This is a genomic window from Serratia sp. AKBS12 (genome assembly GCF_024793895.1).
Classification (GTDB): Bacteria; Pseudomonadota; Gammaproteobacteria; order Enterobacterales; family Enterobacteriaceae; genus Serratia_F.
The window spans coordinates 1,952,674-1,970,053 of sequence record NZ_JANUSB010000015.1 but is presented as its reverse complement, the minus strand read 5'-3'; the positions used below and the strand labels follow the sequence as shown (position 1 = coordinate 1,970,053).

Here is a 17,380-nt window from a genome sequence, read left to right as displayed (position 1 = left end):
CTTTTAAAGTTGCATTTTAAATGCTTGTTTAAAAGCATAGATCGACAACCGGTGCTGAAGAAGTCTTTTGTCTGGCAATGTGGAGCAAATTTGATTTAGCGCAAAATTGGCTGAGGATGGGAATTATTTCGGGGGCGGCCCCCCGATAACCATTATGAAAACAAAGCGATCAGCACCGGCGCCAGCAGGCTAAGCAGGAAGCCGTGCACGATGGCAGGCGGCACCATTTCCAGTCCGCCGCTGCGTTGCAGAACCGGCAGGGTGAAATCCATCGAGGTGGCGCCACACAGGCCGAGGGCGGTTGAACGGCTGCGACGGACCAACGTGGGGATCAGCATGATCGCCACCAGCTCGCGCGCCAGATCGTTGAAGAACGCCGTGCTGCCAAGCACCGGGCCGTAGGCGTCGGCGATCAGGATGCCGGACAGCGAATACCAGCCGAACCCCGATGCCATTGCCAGACCGGTTTTGAACGGCAGGCCCAGCAGCAGCGCCGCCAGCGCGCCGCCGGCCAATGCGCTGAGGGCCACCGCCATGCCGACCAGCATGCCGCGGCGATTGATCGCTATCTGCCGCAACGTCATGCCGCTGTTGCGCAGTTGGATCCCCACCAGCAACAGCAGGAAGATCAACGCGTATTCACTGCCGGTGGCGGCGTGCTCGAACCACGACCACTGCGTCAACCCAAGGGCGAAACCACCTAGCACTACGCCGCAGAGCTTGAGAGATTCCAGCGCCATATGCAGTCGCGACGGCAGCTTTTCCTGTTTATGGTTGTTGTGCCAGGGGTGATTGCGTTCCAGCAGGTACAGCGCCAGCAGGTTGGCGCAAAAGATACACAGAACGAATACTGTGGTGTACTGCAGGATCAGTAGCAGATTACTGCTGAGATTCTCCAGGAACGCCAGGCTGATCCCCATAAAAAACAGAATGACGTACACCATCCAGCTCAATAGCCGGTTAATACGCTGGATGAGCGTTTTACTGCGCAACGGGATCAGATAACCGATAATCAGCGGTAATAGAATAATCAGCAGACCGGAATACATAATGGAACTATCTTCCTTGAATTGGGGTAAGGCGAGGCCAACACGCTAACCAAAAGCCGTCACGGAGTAAAGCGGCAGATTTATACTTGTCTGCTTGACCTGCAACGGGTTTTTTGACCATGCTCTGGAGGTCACCCCATTCGGGACGGTGATGGTTCGCACGGGAGGCGACGGATGTACTTAGAACGGGTTGAGATTGTAGGTTTCCGTGGCATTAATCGACTGTCGCTGACGCTGGATGACAATACGCTGCTGCTGGGGGAAAACGCCTGGGGGAAATCCAGTCTGCTGGATGCGTTGACATTATTGCTGGCACCGGAACAGGCTCTCTATCGCTTTGAAACCCATGACTTCCATTTTCCACCGGGGGATGAGGCGGCGAAGGAGCGGCATCTGCAAATCATCTTCACCTTCTGTGAAAAGGATGTTGGCCATGCCCACCTGCCACGCTATCGCCATCTGTCGCCGTTGTGGATCAAGGGAAGTGATGGGTTGAACCGTATTCATTACCGCTGCGAGGGCGAGCTGGCCGATGATGATACGGTGTGTACCTGGCGTGGTTTCCTGGATGCCGAAGGCAACCCGTTGCAATTGCACCATATCGATCAACTGGTGCACGCCCTTATTCGTATCCACCCGGTGCTGCGGCTGCGCGATGCGCGCTTTATTCGTCGTCTGCGTAACGACACGCACCACCAGCGCCTACCGGTCGACCATCAGGCGATGACCGAACAATTGAATCAGCTAACGCGAGAGCTGGTGCGTAATCCGCAAAAACTGACCAACGGCGAGTTGCGCCAGGGGCTGGCGGCGATGCAGCAACTGTTGGAGCACTATTTTGCCGAGCAGGGGGCTCAGGTCAGCGGGCCGCGCCGCCGCCGTCAGCAGCAGGAACAACAGGCATGGCGCTCGCTTGACAGCATCAATCGGATGGTTGCCGAACCGAACAGCCGCAGCATGCGACTGATACTGTTGGGGATGTTTTCCACCTTATTGCAGGCCAAGGGCAATGTGGCGCTGGAGCCGCACGCGCGGCCCTTGCTGTTGGTGGAAGATCCGGAAACCCGTTTGCACCCGATCATGCTGTCGGTCGCCTGGGGATTGCTCAACCAATTGCCGTTGCAGCGCATTACCACCACCAATTCCAGCGAACTGGTGTCGCTGGTGCCGGTCGATCAGGTTTGCCGACTGGTGCGCGAGTCCGGCCGGGTCGCCACCTACCGCCTTGGCCCGCAGGGGCTTGGTGCCGAGGATGCCCGGCGCATTGCCTTCCATATCCGTTTCAATCGGCCGTCATCGCTGTTTGCCCGTTGCTGGCTGCTGGTAGAAGGGGAAACCGAAGTCTGGCTGCTGAACGAACTGGCGCGTCAATGCGGCTATCATTTTGAAACCGAGGGCGTACGGGTGATCGAGTTTGCCCAGTGCGGTCTGAAGCCGTTGCTGAAGTTTGCTCGCCGCATGGGTATCCAGTGGCATGCGCTGGTGGATGGCGATGAAGCTGGTAAAAAATACGCCAACACCGTGCGCAGCGTGCTGGAGCAGCATGGCGATATCGAGCGCGATCGCCTGACCGCCTTGCCGGCGATGGACATGGAACATTTCATGTACAAGGAAGGGTTCAGTCCGGTATATCACCGCGTAGCGTCGGTGCCGATTAACGCGCAGGTGCCGATGCGCAAGGTGATTCTGAAAGCGGTGCACCACTCCTCAAAACCGGATTTGGCGATTGAGGTTGCGTTGCAGGCCGGCGAGTGGGGCACCGATTCGGTGCCGCCACTGCTGAAGAAAATGTTTTCGCGGGTGGTTTGGCTGGCACGCGGCCGGGCCGATTAAATTTGTGCGCCGGGTTTAGCGAGCAAAGTGCGTTGCCAGCGTAAGCTCCAACTCATCAAGTAACTGGTAGCGACGGCGGTATTCGGCGCGCTTTTTGCTGGCAATCTCCGTCAGCGGCTTGCGTGCAATACGCTCCGGCAGCAGAAAATAGCCATTGGCCAGCGGCTTGCCGCCCATCGACAGCCAAAACAGATCGTAATCGGCATGCAGTTTGTCGCGCTTTTTACTTTTATAACGCCAGTTCTGGTAAATATGGGTGCCGTTGCCGACCGCAACCAATTGCTGGATGCCTAAATGACGTGCCAGATGTCCCACGCCTTCCAGCACCAGGCGTTTTGGGAACAACCCGTGACAGGCCTTGGTGGTTTGCTGGATTTCCGCGTGCGGCACCCCATGGTTCGCGCCTTGCAGACCGCCAATGAACAGCGTCGGTTGCTGCTGAAAATGCATCAGGGTAAAGGTGATTTCCGCCAGCATCACGCCGCCGGCGTTGCGCAGCAACAGCGTCGCCTCTCCTTCTTTATTCAATTTATCAATCGCCGCCAGTTCCAGCGTGATGCGTTCGCCGTTTCTATCGCTGGCGCTGGCGATGACCATCGGCTGTGGAGCGAGGTGACCGATACGCAGTTTCATCGGCATGCGCTGGGCGATCAGATCGTAGTGATCGCGCAGTGCGAACAGGCCTTCTAGCTGAGTCATGTTCGCTGCCAGATACGGCCGGTGCAGCTTGCACGGCAGGTTGGGCTGGGCACGCAAGATATCTTCTCGTAGCGGGTTGCTGGCCAGTGTATTCATTAGACCGCAGGTGGTGCGCCAGTGCAGCAGCGAACGGCTGATAAACTTGAGACGGAATGCGGTCTTGTGCCAGGCCTGGCTCGGTGCCAGCGAGCCGTTGATCAGCGAAAGCATCAGTTGCAGGCCATTGAGCGGCCGAGTGGATACGAGTGGATAGCTGAGCTGTGACATGATGTGATCCTTGGCGGTATTGAATGCGCACATTTCATCAAGCAGTCACTAAACGAGAGTTCAATACCGGGGGCTGAAGGAGGACGGTCGTGCGTAACGTTGAGCTTAGGTTTAGTTATTAGGCTGTGGTCATGGTAATTTAGCCCCCGCTGCCAGCGTGGGTAGCGCCAACTGGTCATAGACAGGAATATATATCGATGTGGTTTAAAGGACGTAAACGACGCTGGGTGCTGGTCGTTGCCTTACTGGCAATCGTGGCGGCGCTGTTTTATTGGCGAGTCAGCCATCCGGCGGCGGTGAATTTCAAAACGGTCAAGGTTGCCAAGCGTGACCTGCAACAGAATGTTCTGGCGACAGGGCAACTGGATGCGGTGCGCAAGGTCGACGTTGGCGCACAGGTCAGTGGTCAGCTGGAAAGCCTGACCGTTGAAATCGGCGACAAGGTGAAGAAAGGACAGCTGCTGGGGATCATCGATCCGCAACAGGCGCAAAACAGCATTCGTGAAAGCGAAGCAACGCTGCGTGAACTGCACGCGCAACTGAATCAGGCGCAGGCCGAACAGCAACTGGCGGCGGTGACCTTGCAGCGTAACCGCGAATTGGCCCGGCTTCAGGCGGTATCACGTCAGGATCTGGACAAATACGCCACCGAACTGGCGGTAAAAAAGGCGCAGGTAGAAACCACCCGGGCGCAGATCGCCAAGAATCAGGCCAGTCTGGATACCGCGAAAATCAACCTGGCGTATACCCGTATTGAGGCGCCGATGGATGGCGACGTGGTGCAAATCACCACGCTGCAGGGCCAGACGGTGATTGCGGCGCAGCAGGCGCCGAACATTCTGACGCTGGCAGACCTCAGTACCATGCTGGTGAAGGCGCAGGTATCAGAGGCGGACGTCATCCATCTGCGGCCAGGGCAGAAAGCCTGGTTTACCGTGCTTGGCGATCCGAGCAAACGCTTTGACGGCGTGCTAAAGGATATTCAACCCACGCCGGAGAAGGTCAACAACGCCATCTTCTACTATGCGCGATTTGAAGTGCCGAACCCGCAGGGGCTGTTGCGCCTGCAGATGACTGCACAGGTACATATCCAGCTTGGCGGCGTCAGCCAGGCCACGGTAATTCCGCTGGCGGCACTGGGCGAACAGATCGCCGATAACCGCTATTCCGTCGCGCTGCTGCGACAGGGCAAAGAAGAAAAGCGTGAAGTAACCATCGGTATGCGCAACAACGTCGATGTGCAGATCCTGAAGGGATTGGGCGTGGGGGATGAGGTGATCGTCAGCCGCGGCGGCGCGGAGGCCAACTGATGGCCAGCTTGTTGGAACTTCACGGCATTCGACGCAGCTATCAATCCGGCGAGCAGACGGTGGACGTGCTGAAGGATGTGTCGCTGAGCATCGACGCCGGTGAAATGGTGGCGATTATGGGCGCTTCCGGCTCCGGTAAGTCCACCCTGATGAATATTCTTGGTTGTCTGGACCAGCCGAGCGCCGGTACCTATCGGGTAGCCGGGCAGGATGTCGCTACTCTTGACGGCGATGCGCTGGCGGCGTTGCGGCGCGAGCACTTCGGTTTTATCTTCCAGCGTTATCATTTGCTGCCGCACCTCAGCGCCTCGCACAATGTCGAGGTGCCGGCGGTGTATGCCGGACTGGGCAAGGCGGCGCGCCGCGAGCGGGCGGAGGCGCTGTTGCGGCGGCTGGGGCTGGCGGAGCGCGTCGACTATCGGCCAAGCCAGCTTTCCGGCGGTCAGCAACAGCGTGTCAGTATCGCCCGTGCCTTGATGAACGGCGGGCAGGTGATACTGGCGGATGAGCCGACCGGCGCGCTCGATAGTCACTCCGGCGAAGAGGTGATGGCAATCCTCAAGCAGCTGCGCGAGCAGGGACATACGGTGATCATCGTGACCCATGATCCGGCGGTGGCGCAGCAGGCGGAACGGATCATCGAAATCCGCGATGGCGAAATCATTGCCGACTCCCGGCCGGTGTCGGCAGAACGGCCGCAGGCCAAAGCGCTGGAGCTCGCCACGCCGGCACCTTCCTGGCAGCAGATTGGCGGGCGGTTTCGCGAGGCGCTGGTGATGGCCTGGCGCGCGATGGCGGCCAACAAGATGCGTACCGCGCTGACCATGCTCGGTATCATCATCGGCATCGCGTCGGTGGTGTCGATCCTGGTGATTGGCGACGCAGCCAAACAAATGGTGCTGGCGGATATCAAATCCATCGGCACCAACACCGTTGATATCTATCCCGGCAAGGATTTCGGCGATGACGATCCCACCTACCGCCAATCGCTGAAGTATGACGATCTCGATGCGCTACGCGAACAGCCGTACGTCAGTGCGCTGTCGCCATCCATCGGCAGCAGCATGCGGCTGCGCTTTGGCAACGTTGACGTGGCGGCCAACGTCAACGGCGTCAGCGAACAATATTTCCGCGTTTACGGCATGGGTTTCAGCCAGGGGACGGGGATTGACGCGCTGCAGCTGCAATCGCAGGCGCAGATCGCCGTGATCGACGACAATACCCGGCGTAGGCTGTTCCCGCATAGCCGTAATGTCATCGGCGAAGTCATTCTGATTGGTAATATGCCGGCGACGGTGGTGGGCGTGGCGCAGCAAAAACAGTCGATGTTTGGCAGTAGCAAAACGCTCAGCATCTGGATACCGTACAGCACCATGGCCAACCGCCTGATGGGCAACGCCTATTTTGATTCGATCACCGTGCGCATACGCGAGGGCTACAACAGCCAGGAAGCCGAGCAGCAGTTGACGCGTCTGCTGACGCTGCGGCACGGTAAAAAAGACTTCTTCACCTACAACATGGACAGCCTGGTGCAAACCGCAGAGAAGACCACTCGCACGCTGCAACTGTTCCTGACGCTGGTGGCGGTGATCTCGCTGGTGGTAGGCGGTATTGGAGTGATGAATATCATGCTGGTATCGGTCACTGAGCGCACGCGTGAAATCGGTATCCGCATGGCGGTTGGCGCCCGTTCCGGCGACGTGTTGCAACAGTTCCTGATCGAAGCGGTATTGGTGTGTCTGGTGGGCGGGGCGCTGGGGATCATGCTGTCGTTAGCCATCGGGCTGCTGGTGCAATTGGTGCTGCCTGGCTGGCAGATAAGCTTCCCGCCGGCGGCGCTGGTGAGCGCGTTTGTCTGTTCGACCGGCATTGGCGTGGTGTTTGGCTATCTGCCGGCGCGTAACGCTGCGCGTCTGAACCCGATTGACGCATTGGCGCGCGAGTAATAGAGTAAATAAAAATGCCAGTCATACGGCGGCTGGCATTTTTAACATGGCATTGCACAACGACTGCTTCTGCGGGAAACGTTCAGGCCAGCGCCTCACTTTCCAGGGGCACAATAAGACTCGCATGGTTTCCTTTGGGGCCTTGGTGTACGTCAAACCTGACTTGTTGGCCCGCTTTCAACGTTCTGTAGCCATCCATCTTGATTGTCGAATAATGTGCGAAAATATCTTCGCCGCCGCCTTCAGGACAGATAAAACCGAACCCCTTGGCGTTGTTGAACCATTTAACAGTACCCGTCTCCATGCTTCTACATCCCTCGCAACGCTATTTTAAGTGAGATGAATAACTGATTTCTGGTGAGCGCGCAGTGGTTAAAAGACCAACAGCTCACGAATTTACACTCTAGAGCAAATGATCATCACGTCAAGCGATCGGCTTTTGTCGAGCGGCAGCAGTTCATCAAAGTTTGAAGCAGGTAACGCTATTGACATGCTTTGGTAACAAAATATCAGTGATTTCAGCGACGGCCTCGCAGCGGCACAATGCGATCGAAGATGATAAAATAGTATCAATCCCCGTTTGAATAACCCGAACGCGACCCCATATCTGAGGGTACACAAGAGAAGACGAGCAGCAATGGGCAATAACAACGACTGGCTAAATTTTGAACACTTGGCCGAAGAAAAACAAATCGATGCGGTAAAACCGCCGTCAATGTATAAAGTTATACTTAACAACGACGATTACACACCGATGGAATTTGTGATTGACGTTCTGCAAAAGTTCTTTTCTTATGATATTGAACGCGCAACGCAACTGATGCTCACGGTCCACTATCAAGGCAAGGCGATTTGCGGAGTATTCACCGCCGAGGTGGCGGAGACCAAAGTCGTCCATGTGAACCGGTACGCAAGGGAGAACGAGCATCCGTTGCTTTGTACGCTGGAAAAAGCCTGAACAGGCGATTTATTGGGGAGGTGCTTATGCTCAATCAAGAACTGGAACTCAGTCTCAACATGGCTTTCGCCAGGGCGCGTGAGCACAGACACGAGTTTATGACCGTGGAGCACCTGTTGCTGGCGTTACTCAGCAACCCTGCCGCGCGTGAAGCGCTCGAGGCATGTACGGTGGATCTGGCGGCATTGCGTCAGGAACTGGAAGCCTTTATCGAACAGACCACGCCAACGCTGCCCGCCAGCGAAGAAGAGCGCGACACACAGCCGACGCTCAGCTTCCAGCGCGTACTCCAGCGTGCGGTCTTCCATGTGCAATCTTCCGGCCGCAGTGAAGTTTCCGGCGCTAACGTGCTGGTGGCAATTTTCAGCGAGCAGGAATCACAGGCAGCTTACCTGCTGCGCAAACACGACGTCAGCCGTCTTGACGTGGTGAACTTCATTTCTCATGGCACACGTAAAGACGAGCCGGGCCAGGCACCGAACGCGGAGAACCCGGTAAACGAAGAGCAGTCCGGAGGGGAAGACCGTATGGAGAACTTCACCACCAACCTCAATCAGCTGGCCCGCGTGGGCGGGATCGATCCGCTGATTGGCCGCGACCGCGAGCTGGAACGCGCGATTCAGGTACTGTGCCGCCGCCGTAAGAACAACCCGCTGCTGGTAGGGGAATCAGGCGTCGGTAAAACCGCCATCGCCGAGGGCCTGGCGTGGCGTATCGTGCAGGGCGACGTGCCGGAAGTAATGGCCGATTGTACGCTGTATTCACTGGATATCGGTTCGCTGTTGGCCGGTACCAAATACCGCGGCGACTTCGAAAAACGTTTCAAGGCGCTGCTCAAGCAGTTGGAACAGGATCAGAACAGTATTCTGTTTATTGACGAAATCCATACCATCATCGGCGCCGGTGCCGCCTCCGGTGGGCAGGTCGACGCCGCCAACCTGATCAAACCGCTGTTGTCGAGCGGCAAGATTCGGGTGATCGGTTCGACCACCTATCAGGAATTCAGCAATATTTTCGAAAAGGACCGGGCCCTGGCTCGTCGTTTCCAGAAAATCGACATTACCGAGCCGACGGCGGAAGAAACCGTCCAGATCATCAATGGTCTGAAGACCAAATACGAAGCACACCACGATGTGCGTTACACCGCCAAAGCGGTGAGGGCGGCGGTTGAGCTGTCGGTGAAGTACATCAACGATCGTCATTTGCCGGACAAGGCGATTGACGTGATCGACGAAGCCGGCGCGCGTAGCCGTCTGATGCCGGTCAGCAAGCGCAAGAAAACCGTTAACGTGGCGGACATTGAATCTGTGGTGGCGCGTATCGCGCGTATCCCGGAGAAAACCGTTTCGGCAAGCGATCGCGACGTGCTGAAAAACCTGGGCGATCGTCTGAAAATGCTGGTGTTTGGCCAGGATCCGGCGATAGAGGCGTTAACCGAAGCGATCAAGATGAGCCGCGCAGGCCTGGGCCACGAACGCAAACCGGTCGGTTCGTTCCTGTTTGCCGGACCGACCGGCGTCGGCAAAACCGAAGTCACGGTGCAATTGGCGAAGGCGCTGGACATTGAGCTGCTGCGCTTTGACATGTCCGAATATATGGAACGGCATACCGTCAGCCGCTTGATTGGTGCGCCTCCGGGCTACGTCGGTTACGATCAGGGCGGTTTGCTGACCGATGCAGTCATCAAGCATCCACATTCGGTGGTGCTGCTGGATGAAATCGAAAAGGCGCATCCGGACGTGTTCAACCTGCTGCTGCAGGTGATGGACAACGGGACGCTGACCGATAACAACGGCCGCAAGGCGGATTTCCGCAACGTGATCCTGGTGATGACGACCAACGCCGGCGTGCGTGAGACCGAACGCAAGTCGATTGGCCTGATCGAGCAGGACAACAGCACCGATGCGATGGAGGAAATCAAGAAAGTGTTCACGCCGGAATTCCGTAACCGTCTGGACAACATTATCTGGTTCAACCATCTGTCCACAGCGGTTATCCAGCAGGTTGTCGACAAGTTTATCGTCGAACTGCAGGCGCAGCTGGATGCGAAGGGCGTATCGCTGGAAGTCAGCGACGACGCGCGCGACTGGCTGTCGGTGAAGGGCTACGATCGTGCGATGGGCGCTCGTCCGATGGCGCGTGTGATGCAGGAAAACCTGAAGAAACCGCTGGCCAACGAATTGCTGTTCGGTTCGCTGGTGGATGGGGGATCGGTGAAGGTCGAGCTGGACAAAGAAACCCAAAAGCTGACCTACCATTTCCTCAGTGCGCAAAAACGCAAGGCGGACGAAGGCGTGCATTGATTGCTGCCGGTTTAAATAACAAAAAGCGATGCTTTGGCATCGCTTTTTTTACGCGTGAAATTCGCGTATGGCACAAATAGGCGAGCCCTCTCAGTTTACCTACGCACGGACAACGGGGTTTTGAACGTTGCGGCGGGGATAAACGGAAAGGGCTCCGGAGGGATTTACATCCTCGGTGTCGCCAGCAACTGGCGACCGGTTAGCCGATTAACGGCTACGGAAGACAATGCGGCCTTTGCTCAGGTCGTACGGGGTCAGCTCTACAGTGACTTTGTCGCCCGTCAGGATGCGGATATAGTTTTTACGCATTTTACCGGAGATATGAGCGGTTACCACGTGCCCGTTTTCCAATTCAACGCGGAACATGGTGTTCGGCAGCGTATCAAGAACGGTGCCCTGCATTTCAATATTGTCTTCTTTGGCCATCGAATCCTCTAGGTGTAACTACCTTAGTTTTTAACCGGCAAGATAATGCCGAAAAACCCACATTATGTAAAGAAGTGTCGGTGAACATTGCACCGTTTCCGCAAAATTAGTTTGTTGGGGAGGGTGGTTCAACCTGCTGTGGGGGTAACGCTTGCGGCACCCAGCACTCCGAGGCTAAGGTCCGGCGCTGAAGGTAACTGAGCTGCTGCAAAAATTGGCGGCGAGGGATTTCGCGTGCGCCAAGCCGGGAAGTGTGCGCGTTAAGCACCTGACAGTCAATCAATTCACCGCCGAAAGCTGAAAAATGCTGGCAAAAGGCCATCAATGCGCATTTCGAGGCGTTGTCTGTGCGGCTGAACATCGATTCACCGCAAAACAACGCCCCCTGCGCCACGCCGTACATGCCACCGACCAGTTGCTCGCCTTGCCATACTTCAACCGAATGCGCATGGCCGAGCTGGTGCAACTGGATATAGGCATGCTGAACTTCCGGGCCTATCCAGGTACCTTCGAGCGGCCGTTCGGCGCAGGCGGCGATCACGGCGGAAAAGTTATGGTTCAGAGTAATGCGAAAAGGATTGCCGCGCAGGAAACGCTTGAAACTGCGGCTGAGGTGGCGTTCGGCAGGAAACAGCACCGCACGCGGGTCCGGCGACCACCACAGAATTGCCTCCCCCGGCGAATACCAGGGGAAGATACCGCGCTGATAGGCCGCCAACAGGCGCGGTGCGCTCAAATCGCCACCGATGGCCAACAGTCCATTGGGATCGCGCAGCGCGGCCTCTGGCGAAGGGAACGCCAGTGAATGCGACGAGAGCTTGACGATACGCATAAATCTCCTTAACGGCCTGTACAGCGCGAATCAGATACGTTGACGGAATTGGGCATAGCGCCCTTGCAGCCGCAGCAGGGTGTCATGATCGCCCTGTTCAACAATCTGCCCACCGTCCATCACGCAGATGCGGTCCATATGCTCCAGTCCGTATAGGCGATGGGTGACCAGAATCAGCGTCCTGCCCTGGCAATGCTGGCGCAGCAATGCCAGGATCTGCTGCTCGGTTTCTGCATCCAGACCTTCGGTCGGCTCATCAAGCAACAGTAACGGTGCCGGGTGCAGCAGCGCACGGGCGACCCCCAGGCGGCGTTGCTCGCCACCGGAAAGCTGACGACCGCCTTCGCCCAGCCAGGCGTTCAAGCCGTCGTTCTCCAGCAGTTTCCCGAGACCTACCTGTTCCAGCAGCGTTTTCAGCGTGGCATCGTCTGCGTTTGGTGCCGCCAGCAGCAGGTTTTCACGCAGGGTGCTGCTGAACACGTGCACACGCTGGCTGACGACGCTGGTCATGGCGCGCAGCGTGTCCTCAGCGTAACTGGCCAACGGCAGGCCGTTCAGCAATATTTCTCCGCTGTCGGCGTTCCAGGCGCGGGTCAGCAGTTGCAGCAGCGTTGATTTGCCACAGCCTGTTCGTCCCAGCAGGGCGATGTGCTCGCCGGCTGCCACCTGCAGCGCCACGTTGTGCAGCACCGGCTGCGGCTGCTCCGGGTAGCTGAAGCAGAGCTGTTGCAGGCTTAGTGCGGCACTGTCGGTTACCTGCGGCCCGTGGCCCGGGAAGATCACCTCTGGCTGCCGATCGATCAACTGCTTGACGCGGGTAGCGGAAGCGATGACCTGGCCCAGGTGCTGAAAGGCGGCGGCCACCGGCATCAATGCTTCAAAAGAGGCCAGCGCAGTGAAGACGAACAAGGCAATCAGCGCGCCGGGTTGGCTGTTGCCGCCCACGCCGCTGGCGGCCAGCCACAGCAGCAGGGGCACGGTCACGCCGCTGGCCAGGATCATCAATGCCTGCGCCTTGCCGCCCAGCGAGGCCTGTTGCCATTGACGACGTTGCCAATGGCGTTCGGTTGCCGACAACGCCGTGCGGAAACGCTGCACCGCGCCGAATACCACCAGTTCAGCCTGGCCTTGCAGCCAGGCGGTGAGATCGGTGCGATACTGGCTGCGCAAGGCGGTCAGTTCGCCGCCAATAGGTTTGCCGAGGCGATAAAACAGCGGCGGTACCAGTAACAGCAGCAACAGCAGAATGCCGCCTAGCATCAATGCCAGCGCAGGGTCGATAAAACTCAGGCCGAAGGTCACTACGGCGATCACCACCGCGGCGCTCACCAACGGCGAAATCACCCGCAGATACAGATGATCGAGCGTATCAACGTCCGCTACCAGTCGGTTCAGCAGCTCCGCCTGGCGAAAACGGGCCATGCCGCCCGGTGACAGCGGCAGAATCTTTTTAAAGGTGAATACCCGCAGATGCGACAGCACGCGGAAGGTGGCGTCATGGCTGACCAGCCGTTCGGCATAGCGCCCGGCGGTGCGGAAAATCGCCGCGCCGCGCACGCCGGCGGCCGGCAGCATGTAGTTGAAAGTATACAATCCGGCCAGCCCGGCCAACGCCGAGGCGGCAAGGAACCAGCCGGACAGCGCCAGCAGGCTAATGCTGGCCAGCAGAGTGACGATGGCCAGCACAACACCCAGCGTCATCAGCAAGGCATGGCGGCGATACAACGCCAGAAACGGCAGCAAAATGCGCATGATTATAGCTCCCCGCTGCGGTGTGCGATCAAGGTGGCGAACAGCCCGGGTTGGGCGCTCAGCGTGGCGTAATCGCCTTGCTGGACGATCTGCCCGTTATCCATTACCCAAATTTGGTCGAAGTCTTCGGTATCTTCCAACTGGTGGGTGACCAGCAAAGTGGTTTGTCGACGGGAAGCGGCATTGAGTGCCTGCATCACCAGCCGTTCGCTGTGGGCATCCAGGCTGGCGGCAGGCTCGTCGAGCAACAATAGTTGACGCGGACTGAGCAGCGCCCGAGCCACCGCAACGCGCTGCGCCTGGCCGACCGACAGCCGCGCCGCACCATCGCCCAGAACCGTCGCCAGGCCATCAGGCAACTGTGGCAGGAACTCATTGACATAAGCCTGTTCTACCGCCTGTTGCAGTTGTTGTTCATCGGCCTGCGTATTGCCCAGCAAAATGTTGTCACGCAGCGTCTGTGCCGGCAGATGGGGATTTTGCCCGACCCAGCCGAGCCGTTGTCGCCAGCCTTCCGCGTCCAGATCGCGCAATTCGATGCCATTGATGCGCAGCGAGCCGCGATAGGGCAGGAAGCCGAGCAGCAGATTCAGCAGTGAACTTTTACCCGCACCGCTCAACCCCACCAGGGCAATACGCTGGTTGGCCGGCAGGGTGAAGTTCAAAGGCCCGGCCAGTAGCGCGCCTTGCGGCGACAGGATTTCCAACTGCTCGGCGGTCAGCGTGAGCGCATCTTGCTCATTCAACGTCAGCGTGCCGTTACCGATCTCGTCACCTTCGGCGCTGAGGAAGGTTTCCAGCGTTTCTGCTGCCCCCACCGCCTGAGCCTTGGCGTGATAGAACGTGCCCAAATCGCGCAGCGGCTGGAAGAATTCCGGCGCCAGAATCAGCACCAGAAAGCCGGCAAACAGCGTGACGCCGGTGCCGTAACTGCCAAAATTCAACTCGCCCAGATACGAGAAACCAAAATAGACCGCGACCACGGCGATCGACAGGGAAGCGAAAAATTCCAGCACTGCCGAAGAAAGAAAGGCCATGCGCAGTACTTCCATGGTGCGACGACGGAAGTCCTCGGAGGCGTTGGCGATATGGTCGGTTTCTGCCTGTCCGCGGTGGAACAGGCGTAAGGTGTCCAGACCGCGCAGACGATCGAGGAAATTGCCGCTCAGGCGTGCTAACGCCACGAAATTGCGGCGATTGGCATCGGCGGCGCCCATACCGACCAACGCCATAAACAGCGGAATCAACGGTGCGGTGACCAGCAGAATCAGCCCGGCGGCCCAGTTGATTGGCAGTACGGTGATTAAAATCAGTAACGGGATGAATACCGCCAGGTACATTTGCGGCAGATAACGCGAATAATAATCCTGCATATCCTCGATTTGCTCGATGATGATCGACGCCCAGCTGCCGGCCGGTTTGCCCTGAACCCATGCAGGCCCCAGCCGTTGGAGTTTGTCCAGTACCTGCTGGCGTAGCCGTTGGCGGATCGCCTGGCCGCAAAGGAAGCCCACGCGTTCGCGCAGCCAGCTCAGCAGTGCCCGCAGTGCGAAGGTGGCAGCCAGCCCGATAAACCACAGGGTCAGCCGATCGCGCGGCGTGTGTTCGACGATCAGAGCATGGAGCAGGGCGGCCAGTAGCCAGGCCTGTGCGACAATCAATATGCCACTGAACAATCCGAGTAACATGGAAAGGCGTAACCAACGCTTTGCCAAAGCGCTCTGCGTCTTAAGCCATTGGGTGAGCTGGTGCTGTCTGGTTTTTTTCATCAGGAGTGTCTGCGTCGCCGACGCCTGTGATCACAGGCTTGGTTAACATACTGTTAAAAAAAGTGTTTGCTTCAACCGGAAGCGCACAAGTGAGGGTCAATGTTACCTCGTCACTGCGCAGACTGAAAAGCAATAAGGCGACCCAAGGGCCGCCTTATTTGTCAATATCGGTAAGGACTGGAAGGGTTACAGCACTTCAGCCTGAGCGATGCCGTCAAGATAGCGTTCCGCATCCAGTGCCGCCATGCAGCCGGTACCGGCAGAGGTAATCGCCTGGCGATAGATATGATCCATCACGTCTCCAGCGGCAAACACACCAGGAATGCTGGTTTGGGTGGCATTGCCGTGGATGCCGGACTGTACCTTGATGTAGCCGTTTTCCAATTCCAGCTGGCCGCCGAAGATACCGGTGTTCGGGCTGTGGCCGATGGCGATAAACACGCCGGCAACCGCCAGATCGCTGGTACTCCCCTCGCGCTGGGTGCTGCGAATGCGCACACCGGTTACGCCCATCTCATCGCCCAGCACTTCGTCCAGGGTATGGTCGGTGTGCAGCACGATATTGCCGTTGTTCACTTTTTCCATTAACCGGTCAATCAGGATCTTCTCGGAACGGAAACTGTCGCGACGGTGAATCAGATGCACTTCTGCGGCGATATTGGACAAATACAGCGCTTCTTCCACGGCGGTATTGCCGCCGCCGACTACGGCGACCTTCTGGTTGCGATAGAAGAAACCGTCACAGGTGGCGCAGGCGGAAACCCCTTTGCCCTTGAATGCCTCTTCGCTTGGCAGGCCGAGGTAGCGGGCGGAGGCGCCGGTGGCGATGATCAGCGCATCGCAGGTGTATTCACCGCTGTCGCCAACCAGGCGGAATGGACGATTCTGCAAATCTACGCTGTTGATATGATCAAAAATGATTTCGGTCTGGAATTTTTCTGCGTGCTCGCGCATGCGCTCCATCAGCACGGGGCCGGTCAGGCCTTCCGCATCGCCCGGCCAGTTCTCCACTTCGGTGGTGGTGGTCAGTTGACCGCCCTGTTCCATGCCGGTAATCAACACCGGATTCAGGTTTGCGCGCGCCGCATACACTGCCGCGGTGTAGCCCGCTGGGCCAGAGCCCAAAATCAATAACTTGCTATGTTTAGCCGTGCCCATGAATGACCTCTTTTCCCACAATGGCGGACAATGGAACCGATTGTAGGGAAAATGCGACAGTAAAAAAAGCACCAGCGGATGTTGTTAACGATTTGTTTGATAGCTATTGCCTATTAATTAATAAGTTGTCGGCGAAGGCAGAGCAAAACACAGCAATTTAATTTATATGAGCGGTTGCGGAAAGAATAAACGGCAATGAATGAAAATTCACATTTTTGCCGGGTTTATGCCGCTATCTGCCATGCTTTTTCCACCAGCGATTCATAACCAAAAATGGGGCGCTGACTTTTCTTAACGGTACGTTCTTCTGATTTTGCTTCTTTTACTTTGACAATCCGCTGCGCATTTGCGAAAACATCATAGGAAGAAGAAATTATCCCCGCGCACAGGGTTTGACAGACAGGCTGTACAACGGGAAAAGATGGTAGTGAAGAAGCACTAACGCAGTCGGTTTCCAGTCGAAATCGGCGGCAAACAACAGGCATCGGGTCTTCGCTTGGAACGAGCCCTTAACACATTGACGTTGGCTAGGGTGTGGCAAGTGCAGGGAAGAAAATAAGAGAGACAATAAGAATGGCAGACAATAAGAAACGCCCGGGTAAAGATCTTGACCGTATCGATCGCAACATCCTGAATGAACTGCAAAAGGATGGCCGCATTTCGAACGTTGAGCTTTCAAAGCGCGTGGGGTTATCCCCAACGCCGTGTTTGGAACGTGTGCGCCGCCTCGAGCGTCAGGGTTTCATTCATGGTTATACCGCATTGCTTAATCCACATTATCTGGATGCATCGCTGCTGGTTTTTGTAGAAATCACCTTGAACCGTGGCGCGCCAGACGTATTTGAGCAATTCAATTCGGCAGTTCAGAAGCTTGAAGAGATTCAGGAGTGTCATCTGGTGTCTGGCGATTTCGACTACCTGTTGAAAACCCGTGTACCAGATATGTCGGCTTACCGTAAACTGCTCGGCGAAACGCTGCTGCGTCTGCCGGGGGTAAATGACACCCGTACCTACGTGGTTATGGAAGAAGTGAAACAGAGTAACCGTCTGGTTATCAAAACACGGTAAGGTGCAGGTG

The 17,380-nt window shown here is 57.2% G+C and carries 15 protein-coding genes; 6 read left to right on the top strand and 9 right to left on the bottom strand.

Translation table 11 applies throughout. The features are described from left to right. Positions 1 to 152 precede the first annotated feature (152 nt). Complete coding sequence (locus tag NYE85_RS19085) at positions 153 to 1,049, bottom strand: lysine exporter LysO family protein (protein WP_259006255.1); 897 nt, start codon at positions 1,047 to 1,049, stop codon at positions 153 to 155. 174 nt (positions 1,050 to 1,223) lie between these two features. Between NYE85_RS19085 and NYE85_RS19080 the strand changes: the two genes are divergently transcribed. Beyond that, positions 1,224 to 2,882, top strand: a complete 1,659-nt coding sequence (locus tag NYE85_RS19080) for an ATP-dependent endonuclease (protein WP_259006254.1) — start codon at positions 1,224 to 1,226, stop codon at positions 2,880 to 2,882. 15 nt (positions 2,883 to 2,897) lie between these two features. Here NYE85_RS19080 and NYE85_RS19075 read toward each other — a convergent pair whose 3' ends face one another. Beyond that, entirely contained in the window at positions 2,898 to 3,848 is a 951-nt protein-coding gene (locus NYE85_RS19075) for a VirK/YbjX family protein (RefSeq protein WP_259006253.1), read from the bottom strand. A gap of 197 nt (positions 3,849 to 4,045) precedes the next feature. Between NYE85_RS19075 and macA the strand changes: the two genes are divergently transcribed. After that, positions 4,046 to 5,158 (top strand): macrolide transporter subunit MacA, encoded by a 1,113-nt coding sequence (gene macA / locus NYE85_RS19070; protein ID WP_259006252.1) that lies wholly within the window; start codon positions 4,046 to 4,048, stop codon positions 5,156 to 5,158. Beyond that, a complete protein-coding gene (gene macB / locus NYE85_RS19065; protein ID WP_259006251.1) occupies positions 5,158 to 7,104 on the top strand; it encodes a macrolide ABC transporter ATP-binding protein/permease MacB in 1,947 nt (648 codons plus the stop codon). The genes macA and macB overlap by 1 nt, the downstream gene beginning before the upstream one ends. An 82-nt stretch (positions 7,105 to 7,186) precedes the next feature. Here macB and cspD read toward each other — a convergent pair whose 3' ends face one another. Then, the gene (gene cspD / locus NYE85_RS19060; protein WP_004965007.1) at positions 7,187 to 7,408 is read right to left on the bottom strand and encodes a cold shock-like protein CspD; all 222 of its coding nucleotides are present in this window, start codon (positions 7,406 to 7,408) and stop codon (positions 7,187 to 7,189) included. Between the two features lie 333 nt (positions 7,409 to 7,741). Here cspD and clpS point away from each other — a divergent pair, with 333 nt between their 5' ends. Both clpS and clpA read left to right on the top strand, forming a co-directional pair. Beyond that, positions 7,742 to 8,062, top strand: coding sequence for an ATP-dependent Clp protease adapter ClpS (gene clpS / locus NYE85_RS19055; RefSeq protein ID WP_004928347.1), 321 nt, complete (start codon positions 7,742 to 7,744; stop codon positions 8,060 to 8,062). Positions 8,063 to 8,088: 26 nt separating this feature from the next. Next, entirely contained in the window at positions 8,089 to 10,365 is a 2,277-nt protein-coding gene (gene clpA / locus NYE85_RS19050) for an ATP-dependent Clp protease ATP-binding subunit ClpA (RefSeq protein WP_259006250.1), read from the top strand. A gap of 207 nt (positions 10,366 to 10,572) precedes the next feature. On the opposite strand, the gene infA is transcribed toward clpA, so the two are convergent. The 6 genes from infA to NYE85_RS19020 form a co-directional block, all read right to left on the bottom strand. Beyond that, entirely contained in the window at positions 10,573 to 10,791 is a 219-nt protein-coding gene (infA, locus tag NYE85_RS19045; protein ID WP_002211347.1) for a translation initiation factor IF-1, read from the bottom strand. A gap of 106 nt (positions 10,792 to 10,897) precedes the next feature. After that, positions 10,898 to 11,623, bottom strand: coding sequence for a leucyl/phenylalanyl-tRNA--protein transferase (gene aat, locus NYE85_RS19040; protein ID WP_259006249.1), 726 nt, complete (start codon positions 11,621 to 11,623; stop codon positions 10,898 to 10,900). Positions 11,624 to 11,653: 30 nt separating this feature from the next. Then, on the bottom strand, positions 11,654 to 13,375 hold the full coding sequence (locus NYE85_RS19035) for a heme ABC transporter ATP-binding protein/permease CydC (protein WP_259006248.1): 1,722 nt from the start codon (positions 13,373 to 13,375) through the stop codon (positions 11,654 to 11,656). Between the two features lie 2 nt (positions 13,376 to 13,377). Further along, positions 13,378 to 15,144 carry a heme ABC transporter permease/ATP-binding protein CydD gene (locus NYE85_RS19030; protein ID WP_259006247.1) on the bottom strand — a complete coding sequence of 589 codons (1,767 nt, stop codon included), beginning with the start codon at positions 15,142 to 15,144 and terminating at the stop codon, positions 13,378 to 13,380. 186 nt (positions 15,145 to 15,330) lie between these two features. Then, entirely contained in the window at positions 15,331 to 16,302 is a 972-nt protein-coding gene (gene trxB, locus NYE85_RS19025; RefSeq protein WP_259006246.1) for a thioredoxin-disulfide reductase, read from the bottom strand. Positions 16,303 to 16,526: 224 nt separating this feature from the next. After that, positions 16,527 to 16,787: a hypothetical protein gene (locus tag NYE85_RS19020; protein ID WP_259006245.1), complete on the bottom strand. Its 261-nt coding sequence runs from the start codon at positions 16,785 to 16,787 to the stop codon at positions 16,527 to 16,529. An 88-nt stretch (positions 16,788 to 16,875) separates the two neighbouring features. Between NYE85_RS19020 and lrp the strand changes: the two genes are divergently transcribed. After that, positions 16,876 to 17,370, top strand: coding sequence for a leucine-responsive transcriptional regulator Lrp (gene lrp, locus NYE85_RS19015; RefSeq protein ID WP_004928318.1), 495 nt, complete (start codon positions 16,876 to 16,878; stop codon positions 17,368 to 17,370). Positions 17,371 to 17,380: the final 10 nt, after the last annotated feature.